The 24,100-nt window shown below is 68.8% G+C and carries 21 protein-coding genes; 9 read left to right on the plus strand and 12 right to left on the minus strand.

Annotation, left to right across the window (positions count from 1 at the left end; all coding sequences use genetic code 11):
• Positions 1-2: 2 nt before the first annotated feature.
• The 3 genes from ACUVYZ_RS02240 to ACUVYZ_RS02250 all read right to left on the minus strand — a co-directional run bounded on the left by ACUVYZ_RS02240 (position 3) and on the right by ACUVYZ_RS02250 (position 3,928).
• Positions 3-1,193, minus strand: coding sequence for a type II secretion system F family protein (locus tag ACUVYZ_RS02240; RefSeq protein ID WP_439932823.1), 1,191 nt, complete (start codon positions 1,191-1,193; stop codon positions 3-5).
• 8 nt (positions 1,194-1,201) lie between these two features.
• The gene (gene gspG, locus ACUVYZ_RS02245) at positions 1,202-1,639 is read right to left on the minus strand and encodes a type II secretion system major pseudopilin GspG (RefSeq protein ID WP_439932824.1); all 438 of its coding nucleotides are present in this window, start codon (positions 1,637-1,639) and stop codon (positions 1,202-1,204) included.
• Between the two features lie 330 nt (positions 1,640-1,969).
• Complete coding sequence (locus ACUVYZ_RS02250; protein WP_439932825.1) at positions 1,970-3,928, minus strand: PhoX family protein; 1,959 nt, start codon at positions 3,926-3,928, stop codon at positions 1,970-1,972.
• A 315-nt stretch (positions 3,929-4,243) separates the two neighbouring features.
• Here ACUVYZ_RS02250 and ACUVYZ_RS02255 point away from each other — a divergent pair, with 315 nt between their 5' ends.
• Complete coding sequence (locus ACUVYZ_RS02255; RefSeq protein ID WP_439932826.1) at positions 4,244-5,689, plus strand: mannose-1-phosphate guanylyltransferase/mannose-6-phosphate isomerase; 1,446 nt, start codon at positions 4,244-4,246, stop codon at positions 5,687-5,689.
• Between the two features lie 30 nt (positions 5,690-5,719).
• Here the strand turns inward: ACUVYZ_RS02255 and rfbD are convergent, their stop codons facing one another.
• Positions 5,720-6,613: a dTDP-4-dehydrorhamnose reductase gene (gene rfbD, locus ACUVYZ_RS02260; protein WP_439932827.1), complete on the minus strand. Its 894-nt coding sequence runs from the start codon at positions 6,611-6,613 to the stop codon at positions 5,720-5,722.
• Between the two features lie 157 nt (positions 6,614-6,770).
• Between rfbD and ACUVYZ_RS02265 the strand changes: the two genes are divergently transcribed.
• Entirely contained in the window at positions 6,771-7,475 is a 705-nt protein-coding gene (locus tag ACUVYZ_RS02265; RefSeq protein WP_439932828.1) for a hypothetical protein, read from the plus strand.
• 12 nt (positions 7,476-7,487) lie between these two features.
• Here ACUVYZ_RS02265 and ACUVYZ_RS02270 read toward each other — a convergent pair whose 3' ends face one another.
• Positions 7,488-9,815 (minus strand): putative bifunctional diguanylate cyclase/phosphodiesterase, encoded by a 2,328-nt coding sequence (locus ACUVYZ_RS02270; protein WP_439932829.1) that lies wholly within the window; start codon positions 9,813-9,815, stop codon positions 7,488-7,490.
• Positions 9,816-9,866: 51 nt separating this feature from the next.
• On the opposite strand from ACUVYZ_RS02270, the gene ACUVYZ_RS02275 reads away from it, so the two are divergent.
• The 3 genes from ACUVYZ_RS02275 to ACUVYZ_RS02285 all read left to right on the plus strand — a co-directional run bounded on the left by ACUVYZ_RS02275 (position 9,867) and on the right by ACUVYZ_RS02285 (position 12,042).
• Complete coding sequence (locus ACUVYZ_RS02275; protein ID WP_439933085.1) at positions 9,867-10,850, plus strand: zinc-dependent alcohol dehydrogenase family protein; 984 nt, start codon at positions 9,867-9,869, stop codon at positions 10,848-10,850.
• A 182-nt stretch (positions 10,851-11,032) separates the two neighbouring features.
• Positions 11,033-11,575, plus strand: a complete 543-nt coding sequence (locus ACUVYZ_RS02280) for a phasin family protein (RefSeq protein WP_439932830.1) — start codon at positions 11,033-11,035, stop codon at positions 11,573-11,575.
• Positions 11,576-11,739: 164 nt separating this feature from the next.
• On the plus strand, positions 11,740-12,042 hold the full coding sequence (locus ACUVYZ_RS02285; protein ID WP_439932831.1) for a hypothetical protein: 303 nt from the start codon (positions 11,740-11,742) through the stop codon (positions 12,040-12,042).
• A 73-nt stretch (positions 12,043-12,115) separates the two neighbouring features.
• Here the strand turns inward: ACUVYZ_RS02285 and ACUVYZ_RS02290 are convergent, their stop codons facing one another.
• Positions 12,116-12,736 carry a glutathione S-transferase family protein gene (locus tag ACUVYZ_RS02290; protein ID WP_439932832.1) on the minus strand — a complete coding sequence of 207 codons (621 nt, stop codon included), beginning with the start codon at positions 12,734-12,736 and terminating at the stop codon, positions 12,116-12,118.
• Positions 12,737-12,831: 95 nt separating this feature from the next.
• Between ACUVYZ_RS02290 and ACUVYZ_RS02295 the strand changes: the two genes are divergently transcribed.
• Positions 12,832-13,029 (plus strand): DUF2905 domain-containing protein, encoded by a 198-nt coding sequence (locus ACUVYZ_RS02295; protein ID WP_439932833.1) that lies wholly within the window; start codon positions 12,832-12,834, stop codon positions 13,027-13,029.
• Here ACUVYZ_RS02295 and ACUVYZ_RS02300 read toward each other — a convergent pair.
• The 4 genes from ACUVYZ_RS02300 to ilvA all read right to left on the minus strand — a co-directional run bounded on the left by ACUVYZ_RS02300 (position 13,022) and on the right by ilvA (position 19,024).
• Positions 13,022-14,248 (minus strand): multifunctional CCA addition/repair protein, encoded by a 1,227-nt coding sequence (locus ACUVYZ_RS02300; protein WP_439932834.1) that lies wholly within the window; start codon positions 14,246-14,248, stop codon positions 13,022-13,024. The genes ACUVYZ_RS02295 and ACUVYZ_RS02300 overlap by 8 nt on opposite strands.
• A 194-nt stretch (positions 14,249-14,442) precedes the next feature.
• Positions 14,443-15,405: a complex I NDUFA9 subunit family protein gene (locus ACUVYZ_RS02305; RefSeq protein ID WP_446033023.1), complete on the minus strand. Its 963-nt coding sequence runs from the start codon at positions 15,403-15,405 to the stop codon at positions 14,443-14,445.
• 46 nt (positions 15,406-15,451) lie between these two features.
• On the minus strand, positions 15,452-17,422 hold the full coding sequence (locus ACUVYZ_RS02310; protein WP_439932836.1) for a lytic transglycosylase domain-containing protein: 1,971 nt from the start codon (positions 17,420-17,422) through the stop codon (positions 15,452-15,454).
• A 90-nt stretch (positions 17,423-17,512) separates the two neighbouring features.
• On the minus strand, positions 17,513-19,024 hold the full coding sequence (gene ilvA, locus ACUVYZ_RS02315; RefSeq protein ID WP_439933086.1) for a threonine ammonia-lyase, biosynthetic: 1,512 nt from the start codon (positions 19,022-19,024) through the stop codon (positions 17,513-17,515).
• A 76-nt stretch (positions 19,025-19,100) separates the two neighbouring features.
• On the opposite strand from ilvA, the gene rpiA reads away from it, so the two are divergent.
• From rpiA to ppx, 3 genes are read left to right on the plus strand one after another with little or no spacing between them, the layout of a single operon-like run.
• Positions 19,101-19,808, plus strand: a complete 708-nt coding sequence (gene rpiA / locus ACUVYZ_RS02320) for a ribose-5-phosphate isomerase RpiA (RefSeq protein ID WP_439932837.1) — start codon at positions 19,101-19,103, stop codon at positions 19,806-19,808.
• Positions 19,809-19,840: 32 nt separating this feature from the next.
• On the plus strand, positions 19,841-20,551 hold the full coding sequence (gene phoU / locus ACUVYZ_RS02325) for a phosphate signaling complex protein PhoU (RefSeq protein WP_439933087.1): 711 nt from the start codon (positions 19,841-19,843) through the stop codon (positions 20,549-20,551).
• 11 nt (positions 20,552-20,562) lie between these two features.
• Positions 20,563-22,071, plus strand: coding sequence for an exopolyphosphatase (gene ppx / locus ACUVYZ_RS02330; protein WP_439932838.1), 1,509 nt, complete (start codon positions 20,563-20,565; stop codon positions 22,069-22,071).
• Here ppx and ACUVYZ_RS02335 read toward each other — a convergent pair.
• Positions 22,068-22,526, minus strand: a complete 459-nt coding sequence (locus ACUVYZ_RS02335) for a SixA phosphatase family protein (RefSeq protein WP_439932839.1) — start codon at positions 22,524-22,526, stop codon at positions 22,068-22,070. The two genes, ppx and ACUVYZ_RS02335, sit on opposite strands and share 4 nt — an antisense overlap.
• Positions 22,527-22,551: 25 nt before the next feature.
• Positions 22,552-24,096, minus strand: a complete 1,545-nt coding sequence (locus ACUVYZ_RS02340) for a CYTH and CHAD domain-containing protein (protein ID WP_439932840.1) — start codon at positions 24,094-24,096, stop codon at positions 22,552-22,554.
• Positions 24,097-24,100 lie beyond the last annotated feature (4 nt).

The following is a 24,100-nucleotide window of genomic DNA, read 5'->3' on the forward strand; positions in this document are numbered from 1 at the left end:
CGCTACTGGATGCTCCCCGCCAGCTCGAAGATGGGCATGTACATGAGCCACACGATCACGCCGATCACCAGCCCGATCGCCGCCATGAGCAACGGCTCGAAGAGCCGCGTGAACCATTCCACCCAGCGGGACATTTCCTCGTCGTGGAACTCGCCGATGCGCTCCATCATCTCGCCCATGGCCCCGGTGCGCTCGCCCACCTGGAGCAGCCGCTCGGCCACCGGCGTAGTGAGGCCATGGATCTCCATCGCCTGCGACAGGGGAACGCCCTCGCCGATCGCCCGGGCCGCGCGCTCCAGCCTCGCGCGCAGCGGAGGCTCCAGCAGTCCGCCCGCCATGCCCAGGGCGCCGACAACCGGCGTGCCGCCCTTGAGCAGCATGCCCACCGTGCGATACAGACGGGCGAGCTGGTACACGCGCATCCGTTCGCCCGCAACGGGCAGCTTTCCCAGCCAGGCGGCCAGCCGTGCCCGCGCGCCCCGGCGGGTCAGCCTGTAAAGGGTGCCGCCCAAGGCGGCGAACAGAGTCATCAGCACCAGCGCCCCGTGGGCCTCGACCACGCGGCCCCACTCGAGGAGCAGGCGCGACAGCCAAGGGAGCCTCGCGCCCGCGTCCTCGTAGATGGCGCTGAACCGGGGTACCACGTAGCCCAGGAGGAACAGGGTCACCAGCGCCCCCACCGCCAGGAGCAGCGCCGGGTAGATGGAGGCGTTCACGATGCGTTTCTTCACGTGATCCACCCGGCTCTGGTAGATCACGTAGCGGGAAAGGGCCTCGGGAATGTTTCCCGTGCGTTCGGCGGCCCTCACCGTCGATACGTAAAGCGGTGGAAATGCTTCTGGCACCGACGCCATGGCCGCCGAGAGGGGCTGACCCTCCCGCAGCCGCGCCAGTAGCGCGGCGATCACCGCGCGGTGCTCGGCCTTGCGCTCCTTCGCGCTCAGCGCTTCCAGCGACTCGACCAGGCTCAAGCCCGCGTTGAGCAGCGCGAGCAACTCTTGGCTGAAGAGCGCCAGGGGAAACCTCGGCCTGAAACCCTCAGCCAAGTGCCGGAGACGAACCCGGCGTGCGGTGGAAAGGACGACATAGCCCTGCGCCGCCGCTTGGGCCGCCGCGTCCTGCTCGTCGGCCGCTTCGAGGCTCAATACCACGATCCCGGCGGAGGGCTTGAGGGCCTTGACCTGAACGTCCATCGCCCGCGCTACCAGCTCACGAGGTCAGCCGCCTCCCCGCTGCCGCCCGGCTGGCCGTCCTTGCCCCAGGAGGCGAGGTCGTATTCGCCGTGCTCGCCGGGCGAGCGGTAGAAGTAGGGCCGCCCCCAAGGGTCCGCGGGCACGCCCTTCTTGAGGTACGGCCCGTCCCAGCGCGGCTCGTTTTCGGGGCGCCGCACCAGAGCTCCTAACCCTTGCTCGCTCGTGGGATAGCGCCCCACGTCCAGGCGGTACTGGTCCAGCGCCTTGCCGAAGGCTTCGATCTGGACGCGGGCCGTCTTCGCTTCCGATTTGCCCACCTGGGAGAAATAGCGCGGCGCCACGAATCCCGCCAGCAGGCCTAGGATCACCATGACCACCAGAAGCTCGAGGAGCGTGAAACCCGCCCGCCGCGGCCTGCGAAGAGCGAGGAGAGAAGCGTGCACCATGAGAGCGTACCGTCCGCCCGCGTCATCGGAGCGGCGCCGCCGGGCGGCGGGCAAGGGGCAAAGCGCCCGCTTCCATGGCGCCCCCGGGAGAAGCGGTTCAGGCGGCATAGACGTAGAGAGGTTTCGACCCATGATCCAACCCGTAGATGCGACGAACGGCGGTCGGGGCTGCGGCACGCGGAAACAAGCCTCAGGCTAGGGCTCTCACGTTACAGCCGCGTGACGCCGGCCCGCCGCAGACCTTCATGCCCTGGCACCCCTACCGGAAATCGTCAGATGTCGGCCTCCATGCCTATTCCAGAATGCCCAGCACGGCGCCGGAGAGGGCGATCACCGGTGCCCCCCGATCACGCCCCCGTCCTCGCGGGTGATCACGATGGTGGCCGAGCGGGGCCGGGCGTTGCGGTCTGGCCAGTCGCTCACCTCCGTGGGCGAGCTCTCCCAATCCTCGCCGGGGTGCTGGATGTTGACGAACATCGCCTTGCCGTCGGGCGTCATCGTGACGCCCGTCACTTCGCACCCGCGGGGGCCGGTGAGGAAGCGGCGCGTCTCCCGGGTGAGGGGATCGGCGGCCAGCATCTGGTTGGTGCCGATGCTGGCGTTGACGCCGCCCGGGTCGTAGCTCGACGCTTCCGTCGTCGCGTCGGTCTGGATCCACAGGCGCCCGTCCGGATCGAACCACAGGCCGTCCGGGCTGTTGTACAAGTCCCCGTTGATATTGCTCGCCGGATCCACCGCCGGATCGCCGGCGAGGGCGAAAATGTCCCAGGTGAACGTGGTGGCCGCCGGGTCGCCGCCCGCCTCGTTCCAGCGGATGATGTGACCGTAGATGTTGGGGCCGCGCGGGTTGGCGGCGTCGGGCCCCGGGTTGCTGCCGGTGCCGCGGCGGCTGTTGTTGGTGAGGGTGCAATAGACCGCCTTGGAGAACGGGTGGACCGCGATCCACTCGGGGCGATCCATCCTGGTGGCGCCCGCCGCGTCCGCCGCCTGGCGGGTGCGGATGCAGATCTCGGCCAGGCTCCAGCCGGCCAGGGCCGGGTTTTTGGGCGAGAGCTCGAGCCACTGGCCGGTGCCGTCGGCGTTGAACCGGGCGACATAGAGCGTTCCCTCGTCCAACAGATCCATGTTGGCGGATCGATGCTTCGGGTCAAACTTGCGCTTGCTCACGAACTTGTAGATGTACTCGAAACGCTCGTCGTCACCGGTATAGACCACCGCGTGGCCGTGCTTGGATAGCACCACCTCGGCGTTCTCGTGCTTGAGCCGCCCCAGGGCGGTGCGCTTTTTCGGCGTGCTCCTGGGGTTGAACGGGTCGATCTCCACCACGTAACCGAAGCGGTGGGGCTCGTTGGGATTGGCGGTCAGCTCGAAGCGTTCATCGAATTCGTGCCAGCGGTACCCGAACCCGGCGGCGCTGAGCCCGTAGCGCCTCTGGTCGCCGGTGCGGGCATCGTTGAAGCCCGGCACCGCGCTGCTGAAGTACCCGTTCCAGTTTTCCTCGCACGTGAGGTAGGTGCCCCAGGGGGTGTGGCCGGAGGCGCAGTTGTTGAGGGTCCCCAGGACGGTCACGCCGGCGGGGTCGGCTGCGGTTTGCAGCAGCGGGTGGCCGGCCGCGGGGCCGGAGAGCTTCATGGGAGAGTTGCCGGTCAGCCGGCGGGCGAAGGGAGAGGGGCGCTTCAGCGACCACTTGCCCATGCGCGGGTCCTTCCACACTTCCACCACGCTCACGCCGTGGGCGTTTTGGGATTTGCGGATTTTTTCCGGGGACCAGTGGGCGGTGCCGTCGGGAAAGAGAAGGCCCTGATCCACGTACTCGTGGTTCACGCACAGGAGCCCTCGGCTGCGGCCGCGGGGGCCCGGGAACGGGAAAAACCACATGCCATCGTGGTGGGCGCCGGACTGCAGCGCCTGCTCCTCGGCGCTGTTGCTGGCGTCCCACTTGAACTCGGGCTGTCCGGGAGGCAGCCCGACGATGCCGATGGGATCGCCCCACGCGAACAGGACCTCGTAGCGATAGCCCGGGGGAAGGCGCACGTCGTCCACCAGGCCGTTGGCCAGGGTGTTGGGCGCGATGCCGTCGAACCCGATCCCGCCGAAATCCTGGCGGGGAGGAAGGGAGGCCGCGCCGGCATCCGGGACGGGAGCCAGGGCCGGGAGCCCGAGAAAGCCGAGGGCGGCGCCCAGGCCGCCTTTGAACACCCGGCGCCGGGTGAGGTTGACCTCAAGGATGTCGCCGAAATAGTCGTTGCCGGAGGGATTACAGACTTGCTCTTCTTCGTGCCGACGCATGAAGCATCTCCTCGATGGGCTGGTTGAGAAAAATGGGAACTCGAAGCGCTGACGGTGCGGCATCCCGGTCGAGCGGCGAGGAGGAGGCTAAAGGGGGAATGTTGCGTCTTTAAAGCCGGAATGTTGCATCTTCTGTGTCAGCGCGAGCGGCCATGATAGGCCGTCCGGACCATGCGGCCGCGAGCCCGCAAAACAAGGAGACGCGCCATGATCCCCGAGCCCGGGGATACGCGGCTGCGGACTGGACGACGGGGAACCCCATGGTGTACAAGTCTGGCAACGCCTGTTTCACTCGCGCTGGAGAGGTTTTCGGCAATGGACATCTACGCGGTGGTTCTCTCAGGAGGCGCCGGCACGCGGCTCTGGCCCATGTCGCGGGAAACGCTGCCCAAGCAGTTCCTGCGCCTCACCTCCGAACACAGCCTGCTCCAGGAAACGCTGCTGCGGCTCGACGGCCTGGAGGGCCTGCGCGCCACGGTGGTGGTAGCAAACCAGGAGCACCGCTTCCTGGTGGCCGAGCACCTGCGCGGCATCGGCTTGAAGCCCGAGGCCCTGATCCTGGAGCCCGCGGCCCGTAACACCGCCCCCGCCATCGCGGTGGCGGCCCTGCACCTGCTGCGCCACGACCCGGCGGCCCTAATGCTGGTGCTCCCGGCGGACCACCACATTCCGGACGCGGCCGCGCTGCGGGGGGCGATCCGCGCCGCGGTCCCGGCCGCCCAGGCGGGCCATCTGGTCACCTTCGGCGTCACGCCCCGCTGGGCGGAGACCGGCTACGGTTACATCGAGCGGGGGAAAGCGCTGGGCGCGGGCGCGGCCGGCTACCGGGTCGCCCGCTTCCTGGAAAAACCCGACGAGGAGACGGCGGCCCGTTTCCAGGCTTCCGGCCGGCACTACTGGAACAGCGGCATGTTTCTGTTCCAGGCCGAGGGCGTGCTGGCGGAGCTCAGGCGACTGCAGCCGGCTCTGGTGGCGGCGTGCGAGGAGGCCCTGGCCAAAGCGGGCAAAGACCTGGACTTCCTGCGGCTCGAGGCCGAAGCGTTTGGCCGCAGCCCCTCGGTTTCCATCGACTACGCGGTCATGGAGCACACGGACCGGGCAGTGGTGATGCCGGTGGACTTCTCCTGGACCGACCTGGGCTCATGGAAGGCGCTGTGGGAGGTGGGGGTCAAAGACGCCGCGGGCAACGTGACCCGCGGGGATGTGCACCTGGACGGGGCCAGGAACAGCTACGTCTACGCCGAACGGCGGTTCGTGGCCGCCCTGGGGGTCGAAGACCTGGTGATCGTGGAGACGCCCGACGCGGTACTGGTGGCCCGCCGGGACGAGGTCCAGAAAGTGCGTCAGGTGGTGGAGGACCTGCGCGCCCGCAACCGCCACGAGCACGTCACCCACCGCACGGTGTACCGGCCCTGGGGCTGCTACGAGAGCATCGACGCCGGCCACCGCTTCCAGGTGAAGCGCATCACGGTGAACCCGGGGCAGAAGCTCTCCCTGCAGATGCACCACCACCGGGCCGAGCACTGGGTGGTGGTGGTGGGCACCGCCAAAGTCACCCGGGGCGACGAAACCCTGGTGCTCACGGAAAACCAGTCCACCTACATTCCCCTCGGCGTCACCCACCGGTTGGAGAACCCGGGCAAGATCCCCTTACAGCTGATCGAGGTGCAGTCGGGCGCGTATCTGGGAGAGGATGACATCGTGCGCTTCGAGGACGCTTACAGCCGGGTCGGGCCGCCGCTCCCAGGCGGCGACGGATGAAGCGCATGCAGCCCGCATTCGGCGCGCTGATCAGCCGCTCGTCGCCATGTCCGCGGCGAATAGCCTCAAGCCCTCGTCCCAGGAGGGTAGCCTCAGGCCGAAGACCTGGAGCGCCTTGTCGCAGTTGAGCACCGAATAGGCGGGCCGCCGGGCGGGCGTGGGATACGCCGACGTGGGGATGGGATGGACTGGCACGGGCCGCGCCCCCGGCACTTGGGCCACGATGGCCCGAGCGAAGCCGCACCAGGAAGTCTCGCCGCCGCAGGCCAAGTGGTAGAGGCCACTACGCTCCCTTAGCCAGCCGGCGTCTCGGGTTTCCACGACGCGGCTCGCCCGCACCACCCGGGCGGTGGCCTCGGCCAAAAGCCGCGCCCAGGTGGGACACCCCACTTGGTCGTCCACCACCTGAAGCGCCTCCCGCTCGTTGGAAAGCCGTCGGATGGTGAGCAGAAAATTCCTTCCCCGGGCCGCGTAGACCCACGCGGTGCGGAAGATCACGTGCACCCCCCCGGCGGCTTGTACCGCCCGCTCCCCCTCCAGCTTGGTGCGCCCATACACGTTGAGCGGGTTAGGCGTGTCGGTTTCCCGATAGGACACGCGCCGGGCTCCGTCGAAGACGTAATCGGTGGAGTAGTGGATGAGGGCCGCGCCCAGGCGGACGCATTCCTCCGCCAGGACGCCGGGCGCGGCGGCGTTGACCGCCCGGGCGAGGTCCGGCTCGGCTTCGGCCCGGTCCACCGCCGTGTAGGCGGCCGCGTTCACCACCAGTGCCGGAGCGATCGCGCGCACGGCGCGGCGAATGGCATCGGCATCGGCTAGATCCAGCTCGGCACGGCCCAAGGACGTCACCGGTCCTAGGGGCGAGAAGGCGCGCTGGAGCTCCCAGCCTAGTTGCCCATCCTTCCCGAGAATCATGATCGCCATGGCGCGCCACCGTAGCCAAAAAGCTATTGGTAAAGTAAGCGATGCCTGATTCTACGGGGCTTGCTCATCGAAAACTTGGGGCGATTAATGCGTAGACTGTCCGGGGCAAAGACGGTTGTGGTAACTTGACAGGCGGAACACCATCAGGATGTGAGCCGTGCGCAGCGCCCGAGTACTCGCCGCCCTCCTCGGAGCCGCATTGACCGGCGGGAATCTCGCGGCCGGGGAGCTTCCCCCGTCCAAAGCCCAAGCGACCCCGGTGAGCCCCCTGGAGGCCCGGTATTCCCAGCGCTGGGATCAGACGGTTCACGGTAACCTGCTGCGCCGCATCCTGCCCCCGGGGCCCGATCCGGCCACGCTGCCCGAGCCCCGGTCGGAAGGAGCCCGGCTGCTCAAGCGCTACTGCGTCCAGTGCCATCATCTGCCGAGCCCCGCCATGCACACGGCCGCCGACTGGCCCGCCATCGTGGACCGGATGGTATGGCGCATGGAGGGCAAGGGCAACCTGGGCCCGTTGATGAAAGACCTCATGGGGGAAGTCGAGGCCCCCACGGCGGCAGAGAAGAAGCTCCTAATCGCTTATCTCAAGAAACACGGGCAGCAGGCCATCGACCCCCGCCGCTACCCCGATCTCGCCACCCCCGAGGGGCAGGCGTTCGAGCTGGCCTGCTCCCAGTGCCATGCCACCCCCGACCCCCGACGGCACACGGCCAAGGAATGGCCGGCGGTGGTGGATCGGATGCGCCGTTACCTCGCCTGGCACGGCACCATCGAAGGCGGCCCCTCCAGCCCTAAAAACGCGGTGGAGCTGGACCTGGAGGCCATCCTCGCCTTCCTGAAGAAGCACAGCCGGAGCAATTGATCCCGGACGGGATCAGCGCGGCAGGGATTGCGCGCCGTGCCGGTCCAGGTACCCTAGCAGCTCCTCCAGGGGCATGGGCCGGGCGAAATGGAAGCCCTGCCCCTCCCGGCATCCGTTCTCCAGCAGGAAGCGCTTCTGCCCCTCGTCTTCCACCCCTTCGGCGATCACCCGCAACCGCAGGCGCCGGGCCATGGCGATGATGGCGGTCACGATGGCGGCATCGTCCGGATCGTCGGCGATGTCGCGCACGAACGAGCGGTCGATCTTCAAGGCGTCGATGGAGAAGCGCTTGAGATAGCTCAAAGAGGAGTACCCAGTGCCGAAATCGTCGATGGCCAGGCCAACCCCCAGCGCCTTCAGTTCCCTGAGGCTCGCCACCGTCCTTTCCGCGTCCTTCATCAGCACGCTTTCGGTGAGCTCCAGTTCCAGCCGGGAAGGATCCAGGCCGCTCGTGCCGAGGGCCGACCCCACTGCCCGCAGAATGTCTCCGTGCCAGAACTGGCGGGCCGAGACGTTGACTGCCACCCGGGGCGCTAGGAGGTAGCGCTCGCTCCAGAGGCGCGCGTCCCGGCATGCCTGGGCCAGGACGAATTCGCCGAGCGGCACGATGAGGCCGGTCTCCTCCGCAAGGGGAATGAACTCGGCCGGGGGCACCAGCCCCCGCTGGGGATGCCGCCAGCGGGCGAGGGCCTCGACGCCCACAATGCTTTCCGTCACCAGGTCCACCTGGGGCTGGTAGTGGACCTGGAACTCCCCCCGCTCGAGCCCCCGCCGGATGGCCCCTTCCAGCTCCAGGCGCCGCACCGCCGTGGCGTTGAGCTCGGGGGTGAAGAAGCGGTACATGTTGCGTCCTTCCTTGGCTTGGTACATGGCGGCATCGGCGTTCTTGAGCAGGGTGTCGCAGTCGGTGCCGTCAGCGGGGAACACGGCGATGCCGATGCTAGGGGAGGAAAACACCTCGTGGGCGTCGATGCGAAACGGCCGGGTAAAGGCCCGCAAGACCTTCTCCGCCACCACGGCCGCGTCCCGGGACGCCCCCAACTGAGTGAGCAGCAGCCCGAACTCGTCGCCCCCCAAGCGGGCCACCGTGTCGCTCGGGCGCACGCAGGCGCGAAGCCGCTCCCCCACCTCCCGCAGCATCCGGTCGCCCGCTTCGTGGCCGAGGGAGTCGTTGATTTCCTTGAACCGGTCCAGGTCCATGAACAGGACCGCCACCCGCTCCCCGCTGCGCCGGGCGCCGGCCACCGCCTGGTCCACCCGGTCTGAGAACAGGCTGCGGTTGGGCAGCTCCGTGACCGGATCGTAGAAGGCCAGCCGCTCCACCTGGGCCTGGGAAGCCTTGCGCTCGCTGATGTCCTCCGCCACCGCGACGAAGTGGCTCACCTCGCCCCCCTCTCCCCGCACCGGCGCAACGGTGAGCATGCACCAGCCTAGTCCCCCGTCCGGGGTGCGGTTGCGCACCTCTCCGTGCCACTCCCGTCCCTCGTTCACCGCCTGCCACATTTCCTGGTACAGGGCCCGGGAAGGGCCCCGGGCGGTGAGGAACCGGGCGCTGCGGCCGATGGCCTGCTCCGGGGTGAAGCCGGTGACTTCGGTGAACTTGGGATTCACGTATTCGATCACCCCCCGGTAGTCGGTGATGAAAATGACGCTGCCGCAGCTTTCCACCGCCTGGGACAGGGTGCGCAGCTCCCGCTCCGCCTGCCGACGCTGGGCCTCCCCCTCGATATTGTCGAGGGCGAAAGAGATGTCTGCGGCCATCTCGCCCAGCAACTCCACCCCCTGGGCATCGAAGAGATCCAGCCGGTCGGCGTAGAGGTTGAGGCAGCCAATCACCCGACCCCCTCGCCGCAGGGGCAGGGAGACCGACGCCAGGCACTCGTCGATGGACAGCCGGCCACCTTCTGCCCCGGTTCCGTCGCAGACTCCGGTCACCACCCGTCCCTCCCGTAAGGCGTCGCCGCCAGATCCCCTTCCCGCCGGCCGGGAGGCGTCGGCGTGGATGCGCACCTGGTCCAGGAAGTCCTCGCCCCCGCCGGCGTGGACCACTGGCCGCACCTCGCCCGAAGCGGGGTCCAGGAGCCCCACCCAGGCGAGCTTCATCCCGCCGTGCTCCACAGCGATGCGGCAAATCTCCCGAAACAGGGTATCCGGGTCCCGAGCCCGGACGATGAGCTGGTTGGTGTGGATCAGGGTGAGGTAGAGCCGGTGCAAGTTGTGGAGTTTCTCCTCGGCCCCTTCGACCGGAAACGGCCCCATCCCGTCCCGGAGCGCCTCCAGGGCCGAGCCTGTCCCGGCAGGCGCCTGGCGCTCGGGGGGCTTGGCGTCTAAGATCTTCAACGTCGGCCAGGAAGGAGGGCTCATATGGGGCAAGGGGATCGGAACCGCAAGATGCATGGGATGCAATTGCAAATCCCGGGCCATCCGCTGGTCCCCGTGGAGCTGCCGGTCCCCGAACCCGGGCCAGGGAAAATTCTCGTGCGAATACAAGCGTGTGGCGTCTGCCGGACGGACCTCCACGTGGTGGACGGGGAACTGCCCGACCCCAAGCTCCCCCTGATCCCGGGGCACGAGATCGTGGGCACTGTCGAAGCCCTGGGCAAAGGTGTCGAGCGCTTCACACCCGGCCAGCGGGTCGGTATCCCCTGGCTCGGCTCCACCTGCGGAGCGTGCGCCTATTGCCGCTCCGGCCGGGAAAACCTGTGCGACGCGGCCCGGTTCACCGGCTATCACCTAGACGGGGGGTACGCCGAGTACACCGTGGCTGACGAGCGCTACTGCTTCCCCCTTCCCCCGGAGTACTCGGACGTGGAGGCGGCGCCCCTCCTGTGCGCCGGCTTGATCGGCTACCGGGCCCTGGAGATGGCCGGCGACGCCCGGCGCTTAGGGCTTTACGGCTTCGGCGCCGCCGCCCACCTGATCGCCCAGGTGGCGCGCCACCAGGGCCGGGAGGTCTACGCCTTTACCCGGCCGGAGGACAGGGACAGCCAGCGCTTCGCCCTCGCCCTCGGCGCGGTATGGGCGGGGGCAGCCGAGGAGGCTCCCCCGGCGCCCCTGGATGCAGCCCTCCTCTTCGCCCCGGTGGGAGCCCTGGTCCCGATGGCCCTCAGGAGCCTAGCCAAGGGTGGAACGGTGGTGTGCGCCGGCATCCACATGAGCGACATCCCCAGCTTCCCCTATCGGATCCTGTGGGGCGAGCGGCGCATCCAGTCGGTGGCCAACCTCACCCGCCGGGACGCGGAAGCGTTCCTCGCCCTGGCGCCGAAAGTCCCGGTGCGCACCCACGCCACGCCCCTGCCCCTGGAGCAGGCCAACGAGGCTCTGGCAAGGCTCCGCCAGGGGCGCCTCCAGGGGGCGGCGGTGCTAGTTCCATAAGCCTAAGTCACTGAAACTTTGGTAGCTCTCTTTTCTCCGTGACTTTTTTGCTGCGTCGCACAAATTTTTCTTGACTTTTCTCTAGCCATCGGTACAATGGATCTTGTTGCGATGCAGCATAACGATACCCGGGCTGCGTCGGAGCAACGTGGACGCAGACTTTGACAAGGAGATAGATTGCCATGGTGAACGTCGCTGACAAATTCGTGGCGCTGAACCGCGCCAACCTGGAGACCGCCGTCCAGGCGGCCAACATCGCCCTCGCCGGCGCGGAGCGTCTGGTGGAGCTCAACCTCTCGGCGGCCAAGACCGCCATCGCGGAGGGGGCCCGGGCGGCCAAGACCTGGGTCGAGGTCAAGGACGTGAAGGACCTGGTGGCGGCGCAAACCGCCATCGCGGAGCCGCAACTGGAGAGGGCGACCGCCTTCGCCCGCAGCGTGTACGAGGTGGCCGTGCAAACCCAGACGGAGCTGGCCAAGCTGGCGGAAGAGCGCATCGTGGAGGCCAACCAGGAGCTGATCGCGGCCCTCGAGCAGGCGGCGAAGACCGCCCCCGCCGGCCTCGGCGCGGACGCCGCGGTGGCCGCGATGAAGTCGGCGGTGTCCGCCGCCACCAACGCCTACGACACCCTGTCGAAGGCGGCCAAGCAGATGGCGGAGCTCACCGAAGCCAACGTGACGGCCATTACCGCCAAGGCCGTAGCGGCGAAGAAGAAGGCCGCCTAAGCTTCGCCGGCGGCTGCAGCGGAACCGAGGCCCTGCCGGGCGCTGCCCGGCAGGGTTTTTTCTTTGTGCCGGCGGCACGATGGTCAACGACGGAAGTCCGCTGGCGTTATTGGGAACACGTGGGTTGTCCACGTCATCCGCAAAGGAGGAATCGTATGCATACCTTGCGTCGCATCGCCGCCGCCGTCCTGATCATCGTCGCACCGAGTCTTGCCCTCGCCCAGGCGACGCCGGCAACGCCCGCCACCCCGGCCAGCCCCGCATCCAAGGACCAGCAGCCCGCGCAACCGGCTACCCCCGCGACGCCGGCCACTCCCGCGCAACCGGAGCGAGCCCAGATGAAAGAGCCGAAGATGGAGCATAAGGAAGAGAAGAAGGCCGAGAAAGCGGGCACGGCTGCCGAAAAGAAGGCGCAAAAGAAGGCCGCTAAGAAAAAGCCCAAGAAGGAAGAAAAGCCCGCCTCCTGACCGAACGGGAGTGGCGGACGAGGAAGAGGCAACCCGGCGGGTTGCCTCTTCTCATTTTTTTCACCTTCCAACGTCAGGCGGGCACCTTCATTCCTCGCTGCACCGCCGGCCGGGCGCCGATGGCGTCGAACCAGCGCTTCACGTAGGGAAATTCCTCGAGATCTACCTGATGCCACTCGTGGCGCGCTACCCAAGGGTAGGTGGCGATGTCCGCGATGGAATATTCCTCGCCCGCCAGGTACGCCCGCTTCCCGAGCTCCCCGTCCATCACGCCGTAGAGCCGCCGGGTTTCCTTGCGGTAGCGCTCTATGGCGTAGGGAATCGGTTCCGGGGCGTAGCGCAGGAAATGGTGGGCTTGGCCGAAGAAAGGGCCCACGCCCGCCATCTGGAACATGAGCCATTGCAGCACCTGGTAGCGGCGGCGGGGCGCCGAGGGCAGAAAACTCCCGCTCTTCTCCGCCAGGTAGATCAGGATGGCACCGGACTCGAAGAGGGAAAAGGTCCCTCCGCCGGGGCCGTCCTCGTCCACGATGGCCGGGATCTTGCCGTTGGGATTGAGGGCGAGGAACTCCGGCTTGAACTGCTCGCCCTGGCCGATGTTGACCGGGTGCACCGCATAGGGCAGGCCCGTCTCCTCCAGCATGATGGAAACCTTGCGGCCGTTGGGCGTGCTCCAAGTGTAGAGATGGATCATCGATGCTCTGTCTCCGTCGAAAAGGAAGAACGGCGGATGCGCATTTTCCCCGAACCGCCTACCATAGTCGAAAATCCAGGTCCGGGAACGCGCCCATGCTGAAATGGCTGATCACGGTGATCGTCGCCCTCGCCCTGCTGGGGGCGCTCACGCCGCTGCTCGCCCGCTTAGGTCTGGGACGCCTGCCCGGGGACGTGCGCCTCCAGCGGGAAGGGCGGGAGTACTACTTCCCCTTCAGCTCCACCCTCCTCCTGTCCCTGCTGCTCACCCTGCTGGTGTTCCTCTTCACTTGAGGGGCGGCTCCCCCGCGAGGGCCTCGCGGATGGCGCGGAGCCTCGCCTGGCGCAGGCGCTCGGCGATTTTCCTCGGCTCGCCCGCCTCCCGGGCGATGGCTCCGGCGTCCACCCCGCTGGCCGCGGCGAGGGCCAAGCGCAGCCGGTCCGCCTGGGGGTAGGGGCGCTCGGCGTAGCCGGGCCGGCCGTGGAAGTCCGCGGAGCACGCCTTGAGCAGGGCCTCGAAGCGCTCCGGCCGGCGGAAGGCGTCGGCGGCCTGGAGCAGGTCGAGCATCGTTGCAAGCTTCAATTCCAGGGCCCGGTGCACCGTGCCGTGGTGGCGCGCGGCGAGGACCGCCAGCTCCCGGCAGTCGTTGGGGGCCTTCAGGCGCTCGCACACCTGCTGCACCAGGGCGGCGCTTTTCGCTTCGTGGCCGTAGTGGTGGGGCCACTGGTCCCGGGGCGTCAGGGCTTTGCCTAGGTCGTGGGTGAGGGCGGCGAAGCGCACCGGGAGGGAATACCCCCGGGCCGCCGCCTGGTCGATCACCATCATCGTGTGCACCCCGGTGTCCACTTCCGGGTGATGCTCCAGAGGCTGGGGCACGCCGAACAGGGCGTCCACCTCCGGCAGGATGCGGGCAAGGGCGCCGCACTCCCGCAGCACGTAAAACATGCGGGAAGGGGTTTTCTCCATGAGGCCCCGGGAGAGCTCCTGCCACACCCGTTCGGGGACCAGGTGGTCCACTTCGCCGTTGGCCACCATCTCCCCCATGAGGGCCAGGGTCTCCGGCGCCACCCGGAAACCGAAACGGGCGGCGAAGCGGGCCACCCGCAGGATGCGTACTGGGTCCTCGACGAAGGCGGGCCCTACGTGGCGGAGAATGCCCGCCTTCAAGTCCGCCACGCCGCCGAACGGATCGATGATGTTTCCCGCTTCGTCCTTGGCGATGGCGTTGATGGTAAGGTCCCGCCGGGCGAGATCCTGCTCCAGGGTCACGTCTGGCGCGGTGTAGAACTCGAACCCCTTGTAGCCCCTGGCTACCTTGCGTTCGGTGCGCGCCAGGGCGTACTCCTCCTGGGTGTCGGGATGGAGGAAGACGGGGAAATCCTTGCCCACCGGGCGGTAACCCAGCCGCTCCATCTCTTCCGGGGTGGCGCCGACCACCACGTAGTCCCGGTCCTGAACTGGGAGCCCGAGCAACTCATCCCGCACCGATCCGCCCACTTGGTAAACCTTCACGGCTAGACGCCTATACGCCTCGGGCTCCCGGCGCCCCTCCCCGCCCCAGCCGCTCTGCGGCGCCGAGTCCGGGGCGCACCCCTCGCAACTCATCCCGCACCGATCCGCCCACTTGGTAAACCTTCACGGCTAGACGCCTATACGCCTCGGGCTCCCGGCGCCCCTCCCCGCCCCAGCCGCTCTGCGGCGCCGAGTCACCGCCGGGCGCGGTAGCGGAAGAACATGTAGCGGGCCCGGGGATGCCACCCGCCGAGATACTCGGGAGCAATCGCCTCCAGCGCCGCGGGGCGGATCCCGAAGACTTCGGGAAAATCGCAGTGGCAGACGCTCGCCACCTGCATGGAGTGATAGTTGTCTCGGGTGAGGAGCTTCACGGGCAGCCATTCCATGAGGGTCGCCTGCAGGTAGGACAGGCGATCCGGCAGCCCCACGATGGGCCGCGGGTGCCCGCTCACCCGGCCCGCGTAGGCCACCAGCTCCCGCAGCGTGTAGATCTTGGGGCCGCACAGGTCGTAGGCCTCCCCCACGGTGCGGCGGTCCCGCAGGCTGTGGACGAACGCCCGCGCCACGTCCTCCACCCATACCGGCTGGAAGCGGGCGTCGGGGCAGGCGAGAAACACCACCGGGACGAAGCGCAGGAGCCGGGCGAACAGGGTGAGGAAGGTGTCCCCCCGGCCGAAAATGACCGAAGGGCGGAAAATGGTCCAGTCGAGGCCGCTCCCCCGCACCAGCTTCTCGGCCTCCCCTTTCGAGCGCAGGTAGGCGCTGGGGCCCGCCGGGTCCGCGTTCAAGGCGCTCATGTGCAGGTAGCGCTTGACGCCGTTCAGCCGGCACGCCTCCATGATCTTGGCCGGCAGCTCCACATGCACCCGCTGGAAGTCCCCGCGCCGTTCCTCGTGCAGGATGCCCACCAGGTTGATCACCGCGTCGCTGCCCGCGATCAGGCGGTCCAGGGTGCCCGGGTCGTGCACGTCCGCGTCCATTACGTCCACCGTGGGGAGCAGGATCAGCTCGTCCTTGACCCGCTCCCGGCGCCGAGTGGGCACCCGCACTTGGATCTCCTCGGCCGCCAGCAGATGGACGATGTGCCGGCCGACGAAACCGCCGCCGCCGATCACGCAGACCCTTTCCAGCTTCATGTTGTTGGCATCGGACATGGGAGATGAAGCGGAAGAAAAGTGGAATTGTACAAACGTCCGAGTTTCAAGGCTCGTCCTCGGACGCCGAGGAATCCAAGGCCCCCTTGGCGGGAATGGTGCCGAGGCGCTGGAGCAAGGGCAGGCCCCCTCGGCCCAGCAGCGCCGCGTAGTACTGGGTGTTGGCCATCACCTTCTGGACGTAGCCCCGGGTCTCGTTGAAGGGAATGGTCTCGGCGTAGACCGCTCCTTCCATGGGCTGCTCGCTGCGCCAGCTCTGGGCGCGGCGCGGGCCCGCGTTGTAGGCGGCGGAAGCAAGCACCGGATGGCCGTCGAGCCGCTCGGAAACGTGCTTGAGGTAATACATCCCCAGGGTGAGGTTGGTCTCGATCTCCCCCGCTAGGGCGCGGCGGTAGGACTTGATTCCCAACTGCCGTGCCACCCAGCGGGCGGTGTCTGGCATGAGCTGCATGAGCCCCGCCGCACCGGCGCTGGAGCGGGCGTTGGGCACGAAGCGGCTCTCCTGGCGGATCAGGCCATACACCCAGGCTTCCTCCAGGCCCATTTCCCGGGCCATTGCTTGGAGCTTTTCCCGGTACGGCGCTAGGTAACGCAGGCTCAGGTCATGCTCCTGCCGGGTGCGCTCGGCCGTGTGGATGGCCCGCTCCCAGAGGCCGCGCTGGCGGGCGAGTTCTGCCGCCGCCAGGAGCTGGCGATCGTCGAAATCCCGGATCGCGTGGTCCCACTCCCGGGTGCCGTCGATGCGTTGCTCGAGGCTCAGCAAGGCCAGCGCCCGGCGGATGCCGGGCAGCCGTTCGATCGCGGCCACCTCGGCCCGGGTCGGGCGGTAGGCCGGCGCCCCCAAGGAAAGCCCGCCGCCCAAGGCCTCCGCGGCCAGCAGCCCATAGAAGCCGTGCTCCCCCGCCAAACGGGCCAGCACCTGGGCGGCTTCCGCCTCCCGCTTTAGGCCCTGGAGCGCCCGGGCCCGCCAGTACAGCCAGGCGGCCTGTCCCTGTCCGGCCGCCGACATGGCCTCGATCGCCTCCAGGACAGCGGGCCAGGCCTGCGCCCGCAACGCCGCCCGGGCCTTCCAGGCGAGGAGGTCGTCCTGGCCCTCCAGGTCGCCGGCCTCGCGGAAGTAGTCGAGGGCCTCGGGGCGGTGGGTTAGGGCCGCCGCCCGGCCCAACTGCCCCCAGAGAAACGATCGGTCCTCCACGGGAAACTCGGACTCGAGCTTCCTCCAATAGCCCGCCGCATGGGCGGGATCAATGCGGGCGAGCCGCTGGAGGGCGAAGAGGGTGAGCTCCCGGTCGGCCCGACGGGCGGTGCGCGCCCCCAGGCGCTGGACGTAGCGTTCGGGCCGCTCCGCCACCGCCCTCAGGGTCTTGGCGGGAATCCCCCGCCCCGGGGGCAGGTAGGCGCCGATGGCGGCGGCGAGGCTGGTCTTGCCCGCCGCCAGGGCGAGCCTCATCCGGGCCCAGATGTCCTCCTCCGTCAGGAGACCGCCGGAGACCAGGGCTTCGAACACGGGAACGCAGGCGTCCGGCATTTCCCGGGCGGTGAACCACAGGGGCTTCGCCTCCCGGAGCGCATCGAACCCCTCGGCCCGCAGGGCGGCCTGGAAGGCGTAGCAGCGCAAGTCGATCTCGTCCCCGCCGTAGCGGGCGTACTCCCGGCGGAACTGTTCCCAGCGTCCCCTGTCCCCCAGCAGCCGCAGCCAGTCGGCCTGGAGCCGCCGGGAGACGTCGGAATCCCGGTAGGTCTCGACGAACGCCTGGACCTGGTCGGCAGTGGCCTGATCCAGACCCATGCGCAGGCGGTAATAGGCCACGTAGGGATAGAGGACGTGGTCTTTCAGCCTGGCGGAGAGCTGGGCGAGCTGCGCCGCGTTCCCGGTGCGGAACGCCTCCCGCGCCGCCATGAAGTCCTCGTCGCCCCCCGCCCGGGCGGGCAGGGTAAAGAGCGCGCCGGCGATTAACAGCGCGGCCGCCCCCGCCAGCCAGCGCGTCCCCCGCGGACGCTGCCCCCCGTGTCTCATGCCCTCCTCCTCTTCGGCATTTCCGCCTGTTGGAGGGGGGCAGGGGCGGAATCGTTCGGGCGGCGGACGTCCATGGGCTTCGGAAGCGGCTCAGCCGAGAAACAGCCGGTAGGCCGGGTTGTCGCTCTCGTTCCAGTAGCGGTAGCCGAGCTGGTCCAGGAAGGCGCGGAACGCCCCCTTTTCCTCGGGCGGCACCTGCATCCCCACCAGCACCCGCCCGTAATCGGCCCCGTGGTTGCGGTAATGGAACAGGGTGATGTTCCAGTTGCGCCCCATGCTGTTCAGGAACTTCATGAGCGCCCCCGGCCGCTCGGGAAACTCGAAGCGATAGAGGATTTCGTTGTCCACCACCGGGGCGTGCCCCCCCACCAGGTGGCGGATGTGGAGTTTGGCCATCTCGTTGTCCGAGAGGTCCAGGGTCTTGAGGCCGTGGTCCTCCAGCGTTCGTACCAGCTCCCGGGTCTCGTCCCGGTCGTGCACCGACACCCCGACGAACACGTGGGCCTCCTGGGGATCGGCATAGCGGTAGTTGAACTCGGTGATGTTGCGCGGTCCGATCAGGGAGCAGAAGGTGCGGAAGCTGCCGGGACGCTCGGGAATGGTGACCGCCAGCACCGCCTCCCGCTGCTCGCCCAGCTCCGCCTGCTCGGCGACGAAGCGCAGCCGGTCGAAATTCATGTTGGCCCCGCTGGCGATGGCCACCAGGGTCTCGCCCCGGATTTTCTCCCGGGCGACGTAGGCCTTGGCGCCGGCGACCGCCAGCGCCCCGGCCGGCTCCAGGATGGAGCGGGTGTCCTCGAACACGTCCTTGATGGCCGCGCACAGGGCGTCGGTGTCCACCAGGATCACCTCGTCCACGCAGCGCCGGCAGAGCCGAAAGGTCTCCTCGCCCACTTCCTTGACCGCCACCCCGTCGGCGAACAGCCCCACCTGGTCGAGGCGCACCCGGCGCCCCGCCTTGAGGGAGCGGTGCATGGCGTCGGCGTCCACTGGCTCCACCCCCAGGATGCGGATGTCGGGTCGCAGCCGCTTCACGTAGGTGCCGATGCCGGAAACGAGCCCGCCGCCCCCCACCGGCACGAAGATGGCGTGGATGGGCTTGGGGTGCTGCCACAGGATTTCCATGCCGATGGTGCCCTGGCCGGCAATCACATCTGGGTCGTCGTAGGGATGGACGAAGGCGTAGCCGTGCTCCTCCGCGAGGGCCCGGGCCCGGGTGTAGGCCTCGTCGTAGGAGTCGCCGTGAAGCACCACCTCGGCGCCGCGGTTCCTCACCGCCGCCACCTTGATGGGCGGGGTGGTGACGGGCATGACGATGACCACCCTGCAGCCGAGCTTCTGGGCCGCCAGGGCCACGCCCTGGGCGTGGTTGCCGGCCGAGGAGGCGATGACCCCGCGCTCGAGCTGGGCCGGGGCGAGCTTCACCATCTTGTTGTAGGCGCCCCGCAGCTTGAACGAGAAGATCTCCTGCATGTCCTCCCGCTTGAGCAGCAGGGAATTGCCCAGCCGCTCGGACAGCAGGCTCGCCCGCTCCAGGGGGGACTCCCGGGCCACGTCGTAGACCTGGGCCGTCAGGATGCGTTCGAGATAGTCGTCGTTCATGCCAGCATAGAGCCCGGAGCGCGGCGCTTTTGCAATCGCCATCGGTTGCAGCTATTCTACCGTGAAGGTCCCCAGAATGACCCAGCCCACCCTCTCTCAGGACGCCCTCAAGCGCGCCGCCGCCCAGGAGGCGGCGAAGCTCGTGCCCGACGGCGCCGTCATCGGCGTGGGCACCGGTTCCACGGTCAACTTCTTCATCGATGAGCTGAAGCTGCTCAAGTCCCGCATCGAAGCCGCGGTGGCAAGCTCGGCGGCCACCGAGCGGCGCCTGAAGGAGGCGGGCATCCCCGTGGTGGACCTGAACGGCGTGGACGTGCTGCCCCTGTACGTGGACGGAGCCGACGAAGTAACGCGCCACCTCACCATGATCAAGGGTGGGGGCGGAGCGCTCACCCGGGAGAAGATCGTGGCGGCGGTGGCCGAGACCTTCGTGTGCATCGCCGACGAGTCCAAGCTGGTGGACGTGCTGGGGAAGTTCCCCTTGCCGGTGGAGGTGATCCCCATGGCGCGCAGCTTTGTCGCCCGGGAGCTGGCGAAACTGGGAGGCATCCCCGAGTGGCGCCAAGGCTTCGTGACCGACAACGGCAACGTGATCTTGGACGTGCGCGGGCTCGTGATCCTCGATCCCCCGGCTCTGGAGTCGGAGATCAACCAGATCCCCGGGGTGGTGGCGAACGGCATTTTCGCCCGCCGCCGGGCGGACCTGCTGCTGCTCGCCACCGCCCGGGGCGTGCAGCGCATGGAGGCCCCGGGACGCAACACGGCTGTCACATTGGGGGGCTAACCTTCCCTTAGCCGGGGTTTACCATGACGAAAATAGGCACATCGGAGCATACCTACAAGCAGTTCGACGCCGAGCTGGAGGCGATCCGCACCCAGGTGTTGCAGATGGGGGGACTCGTGGAAAGCCAGATCCAGCGCGCCATCGAGGCCCTCACCACCGGTAATCGAGACCTGATGGAGCAGGTAATCGTCGACGACCACCGGGTCAACGCCCTGGAGGTGGAGATCGACGAGGACTGCTCCCAGATCATCGCCCGCCGCCAGCCCGCCGCCATCGACCTGCGCATGGTGATGGCGGTGGTGAAAACCATCACCGACCTGGAGCGCATCGGCGACGAGGCGGAAAAGATCGCCCGCATGGCGAAGCTCATCTACCAGAGCGACCGGCTGCACATGCCGCGCTTCGGCGAGATCCGGCACGTGGCCGAGATCGCCATCGGCATGCTGCGGGAGGCCCTGGACGCCTTCGCCCGCCTCGATGTCGCCACCGCCATGAACGTGATCAAGCGCGACGCCCAGGTGGATGACGAGTTCCGCGCCATCCTGCGCCAGCTCATCACCTTCATGATGGAAGACCCGCGCACCATCTCCACGTCCCTGGAGATCCTGTTCATCGCCAAGGCCATCGAGCGCATCGGCGACCACGCCAAGAACATGGCCGAGTACGTGGTGTACCTGGTGAAGGGCAAGGACGTGCGCCACGTGGCGATTGAGGAGATCGAGCGCGAAACGCTGGGCCAGTAGCCCGTCCCGCCATGGGAGAGAGCTACGCCACCCTGGCCGCCGTCGACCTGGGCTCCAACAGCTTCCGGCTGCAGATTGCCCGGGTCGTAGGCGATCAGCTCTACCCCCTAGACTCCCTGCGCGAGCCGGTGCGGCTAGCGGCCGGGCTCGGCCCCGACAAGTGCCTCGACCAGGCGTCCCGGGAGCGGGCCCTCGCCTGCCTGAGCCGCTTCGGCGAGCGCCTGCGGGGCCTGCCTTCCCACACCGTGCGGGCGGTGGGCACCAACACCCTGCGGGTGGCCAAGAACGCGGAAGAATTCCTGCGGGCCGCGCAGCAGGCCCTCGGCTTTCCCATCGAGGTGGTGGCCGGGCGCGAGGAGGCGCGGCTCATCTACCTGGGCGTGGCCCACGGGCTGCCCGCCTCCGGGGACAAGCGCCTGGTGGTGGACATCGGCGGCGGCTCCACCGAATTCATCATCGGCCGGCGCTGGCAGGCCCTCAAGCTGGAAAGCCTGTACATGGGCTGCGTCTCCTGGAGCCTGCGCTTCTTTCCCGAGGGCAAGATCACCAAAGCGGCGCTCAAGGAAGCGGAGCTGGCCGCCTGCGCCGAGCTCGCCACCATCGCCGGGGAGTTCGGCCCCGGGCACTGGCAGGTGGCCTACGGCTCCTCGGGCACCGTGCGCGCCGTCGGAGACATGCTCTCGGCAGCGGGCGCAGGCGCCGAGATTACCGCCGAGGGGCTGGAATGGCTGCGGGGCGCCCTCCTCAAAGCGGGCGACGTGGGCAAGCTCGCCCTGCCAGGCCTGCGCCCCGACCGGGCCCCGGTCCTGCCGGGCGGATTCGCGATTCTCAACGCCGTCATCTCGGAGCTCGGGATCGAGCGCTTGACGCCCGCCGCGGGCGCCCTGCGGGAAGGCCTGCTCTACGACCTGCTGGGCCGCTTCCACCACCAGGACATGCGCGACGTGACGGTCAACCAGTTCATGCAGCGCTACCACGTGGACGCGCCCCAGGCCCGGCGGGTGGCGAAGCTGGCGGTGACCCTGGCCTCCGAGCTCCTGGACGGGATCGCCTGCGACCGGGAGGTGGAGCTCAAGCTCATCGACTGGGCGGCGAAGCTCCACGAGGTGGGGATTTCGGTGGCCCATAGCGGCTACCACAAGCACTCCGCCTACATCCTGCGCTACGCCGACATGCCGGGCTTCTCCAGAAGGGAGCAGGAGCGGCTGTCCCGGCTGGTCCTGGGCCACCGGGGTTCCCTCAAGAAGTTGCAGGGGCAGCTCGCCCAGGAGGCGGAGGTTCTCGAGATGCTGGCCTTGCGGCTCGCGGCCCTCGTGCACCGCAACCGGCGGCCGGTGGATCCTCCCCCCATCCACGCGCGCCGGGGAAAAGGAGGCTTCCAGGTGGTCGTGCCCCGGCACTGGCTCGCGCAAAACCCCCTGACCGCCCGCGCCCTGGAGGAGGAGCGGCTGGAGTGGAAGCACCTGAACCTTGACCTGGAAATCCTGGAACAGGAAGCGGCGCTGCGCGCCGCCTCCTAGGCATCCACCAGATCCGGCCCGATCACCGCCCGCACCAAAACCTCGGCTCCCTCGGGACGCGGCGTGAGCCGCAGCCACCAGAGGGCGCCCTTCTTGATGCGCCATTCCCCGTCCTGGCCGGCGAGCAGCCGCGCCAGCACCTGGCCCAGGGTGGGCTGGTGGCCCACCACCACCACCAGCCCCTCTTCCCGGGGCCAGCCGGTGGCGGCCAGGATCGACCCGGGGGAGGCGCCCGGCCCGACGGCCGCCGCCGTCTCGAAGCGTTCGGTCAGGGCCGCCGCGGTCTGCTGGGCGCGCCGGGCGGGGCTCGCCAGCACCCGGGCATCCCCGGGCAACCGGGCCCGCAGCCAGGCGCCGACCCGCTTCGCCTGCTTGAGCCCTTTGCCGGTCAAGGCCCGCTCCAGGTCGGCGCCTCCCGCTTCGGCCTCGGCGTGACGCCAGAGAATCAGCTCCATCGGCGACTCCTCTACATTTCTTTAATTATTCCCAAAACGGCTCGCACTCCACGAAGCGATTCCAGGCCTCGGGCAGCGCCCGGCGGCGCCGGACGGCTTGTTGCAGGCTCCAGTCCCTGACGAGATCGACGCCTTCCGTCACTTGGGCATCGGATGCGCGGGCGGTCACCTGGAGGAGCAGCGCCTCGGTCACGGCCGCGTCGTTCAGGGCGCCCAGCACGTCCTGCAGCCGCCGCAGCGCCTCGATGTAGGGGCGGGCCGCTCTGGCAGAAAAAAGGCCGGCGAAGAACTCGCAGGCGTAACGGAGCTTTTTGCCGGCGATGCGCAGCCGGTGCAGCTCGGGGACCGAGAAGCGCTCGTGGCGCCGGCCCCGCTTGAGGAAGCGCCGGTGCCGCCGGGCAAGCAGCGCTCGGGCGAAAGGCGCGACCGGCGCCTGCACGTCCCGCCGCCTGGCTTCGCCCAGTCCCTCCCGCCAGGAGCAGGCTTCGAGCCAGGCGCCGAGGCCCAGGGTGAGGCCCCGGTAGCGAAACCCGAGGGTGGCGTCCCGGGCCCGGGCATGGGCCTCGTCCCGCAGGCCCTGGGCCGTCTCTTGTAGCGCCCTGAGCCCTTGGTGACCGGGAAACGCTTCCAGGACCAGCGGCAGGGTCTCGGCGAGAAACACGTCCCAATCCCGGGCCGGCCCGAGCTCGCCCGTCAGCCACTCGAGCTCCTCCCCCACCGGCGCCGTGAGGGGCTTGGGAATCGCCCGGGAAAAGGCGGCGAGGGCCGAGCGCGCCCGGCGCAGCGCCACCCGCATCTGGTGCAGATGCTCCGGGTCTTGCCCGCGGCGCATGCCCTCCACGTTGCCCTGTAGCTGGACGACGCACCCCGCCAGAACGCGACGAAAGGCGTCCTCTACGCTCGTTTCCGGGTCCAGGCGCGGAGCGCGCGCCTTCACCACCGGCGGCCCCAGGTCCTGGGCGAGCCGCAGGCCCCGTTCCGCCTTGCTAAACACCTCCACCTCCAGGGCCAAGGCCCGGGCGAGCTCCAGGGCCAAGGCGAAAAGCGCCCGCGCCTCCCCCGCCTCCAGCTCCAGCTCCAGCTCGGTCAGGGGTTCCCCGCGACCATCCGCCCGGATCTCGCCCCAATCCAGGGCCAGCTCGGCGCGGGTGCCATCGTCGAAGGCGAGGGGCAGACGCCGCCGCAGGAAATCGGTGACGAACACGGGCTTCAGGCGCTCCCGCACCCCGGGCGCGTCCAGCAGCCCTTCAAGCTCGGGAGCATCGAATTTCGTGAGGTCCAGGGCGCCGTCCGGGACCGGGGCCTCCCATTCCCTGCGCCGGTGCAGGGCCCCCGAGACCTGGCCCTCCGCCTTCACCGTCTGGATCCAGCGCCGCCCGTCCCGCCGCAGGCGCAGGGCGATCCCGCTCTTGGCCAAGTCCAGCTCCGGGGTGTCGTAGTAGACGCTGTAGAGGCGCTGGGTGCGGCCTCGGCCGCGGGCTGCCCGGACGAGGGCGGGATGGTGGAGCAGGGTGGCCCAGGCCTCCCGGGGTAGCCGGAACTTGAGCTCGACTTCCGTGCCTGTCCCCATCGTG

Source organism: Pelomicrobium sp. P1 (genome assembly GCF_052805615.1).

Coding starts and splice junctions, on each gene's coding strand:
- ACUVYZ_RS02240 (WP_439932823.1), bottom strand. CDS start 1,193: ATGGACGTTCAGGTCAAGGCCCTCAAGCCCTCCGCCGGGATCGTGGTA.
- ACUVYZ_RS02340 (WP_439932840.1), bottom strand. CDS start 24,096: ATGGGGACAGGCACGGAAGTCGAGCTCAAGTTCCGGCTACCCCGGGAG.
- ACUVYZ_RS02290 (WP_439932832.1), bottom strand. CDS start 12,736: ATGATCCATCTCTACACTTGGAGCACGCCCAACGGCCGCAAGGTTTCC.
- ACUVYZ_RS02280 (WP_439932830.1), top strand. CDS start 11,033: ATGGTGAACGTCGCTGACAAATTCGTGGCGCTGAACCGCGCCAACCTG.
- ACUVYZ_RS02305 (WP_446033023.1), bottom strand. CDS start 15,405: ATGTCCGATGCCAACAACATGAAGCTGGAAAGGGTCTGCGTGATCGGC.
- rfbD (WP_439932827.1), bottom strand. CDS start 6,613: ATGGCGATCATGATTCTCGGGAAGGATGGGCAACTAGGCTGGGAGCTC.
- ACUVYZ_RS02295 (WP_439932833.1), top strand. CDS start 12,832: ATGCTGAAATGGCTGATCACGGTGATCGTCGCCCTCGCCCTGCTGGGG.
- ACUVYZ_RS02310 (WP_439932836.1), bottom strand. CDS start 17,422: ATGAGACACGGGGGGCAGCGTCCGCGGGGGACGCGCTGGCTGGCGGGG.
- ppx (WP_439932838.1), top strand. CDS start 20,563: ATGGGAGAGAGCTACGCCACCCTGGCCGCCGTCGACCTGGGCTCCAAC.
- ACUVYZ_RS02275 (WP_439933085.1), top strand. CDS start 9,867: ATGCATGGGATGCAATTGCAAATCCCGGGCCATCCGCTGGTCCCCGTG.
- ilvA (WP_439933086.1), bottom strand. CDS start 19,024: ATGAACGACGACTATCTCGAACGCATCCTGACGGCCCAGGTCTACGAC.
- rpiA (WP_439932837.1), top strand. CDS start 19,101: ATGACCCAGCCCACCCTCTCTCAGGACGCCCTCAAGCGCGCCGCCGCC.
- ACUVYZ_RS02250 (WP_439932825.1), bottom strand. CDS start 3,928: ATGCGTCGGCACGAAGAAGAGCAAGTCTGTAATCCCTCCGGCAACGAC.
- gspG (WP_439932824.1), bottom strand. CDS start 1,639: ATGGTGCACGCTTCTCTCCTCGCTCTTCGCAGGCCGCGGCGGGCGGGT.
- ACUVYZ_RS02255 (WP_439932826.1), top strand. CDS start 4,244: ATGGACATCTACGCGGTGGTTCTCTCAGGAGGCGCCGGCACGCGGCTC.
- ACUVYZ_RS02335 (WP_439932839.1), bottom strand. CDS start 22,526: ATGGAGCTGATTCTCTGGCGTCACGCCGAGGCCGAAGCGGGAGGCGCC.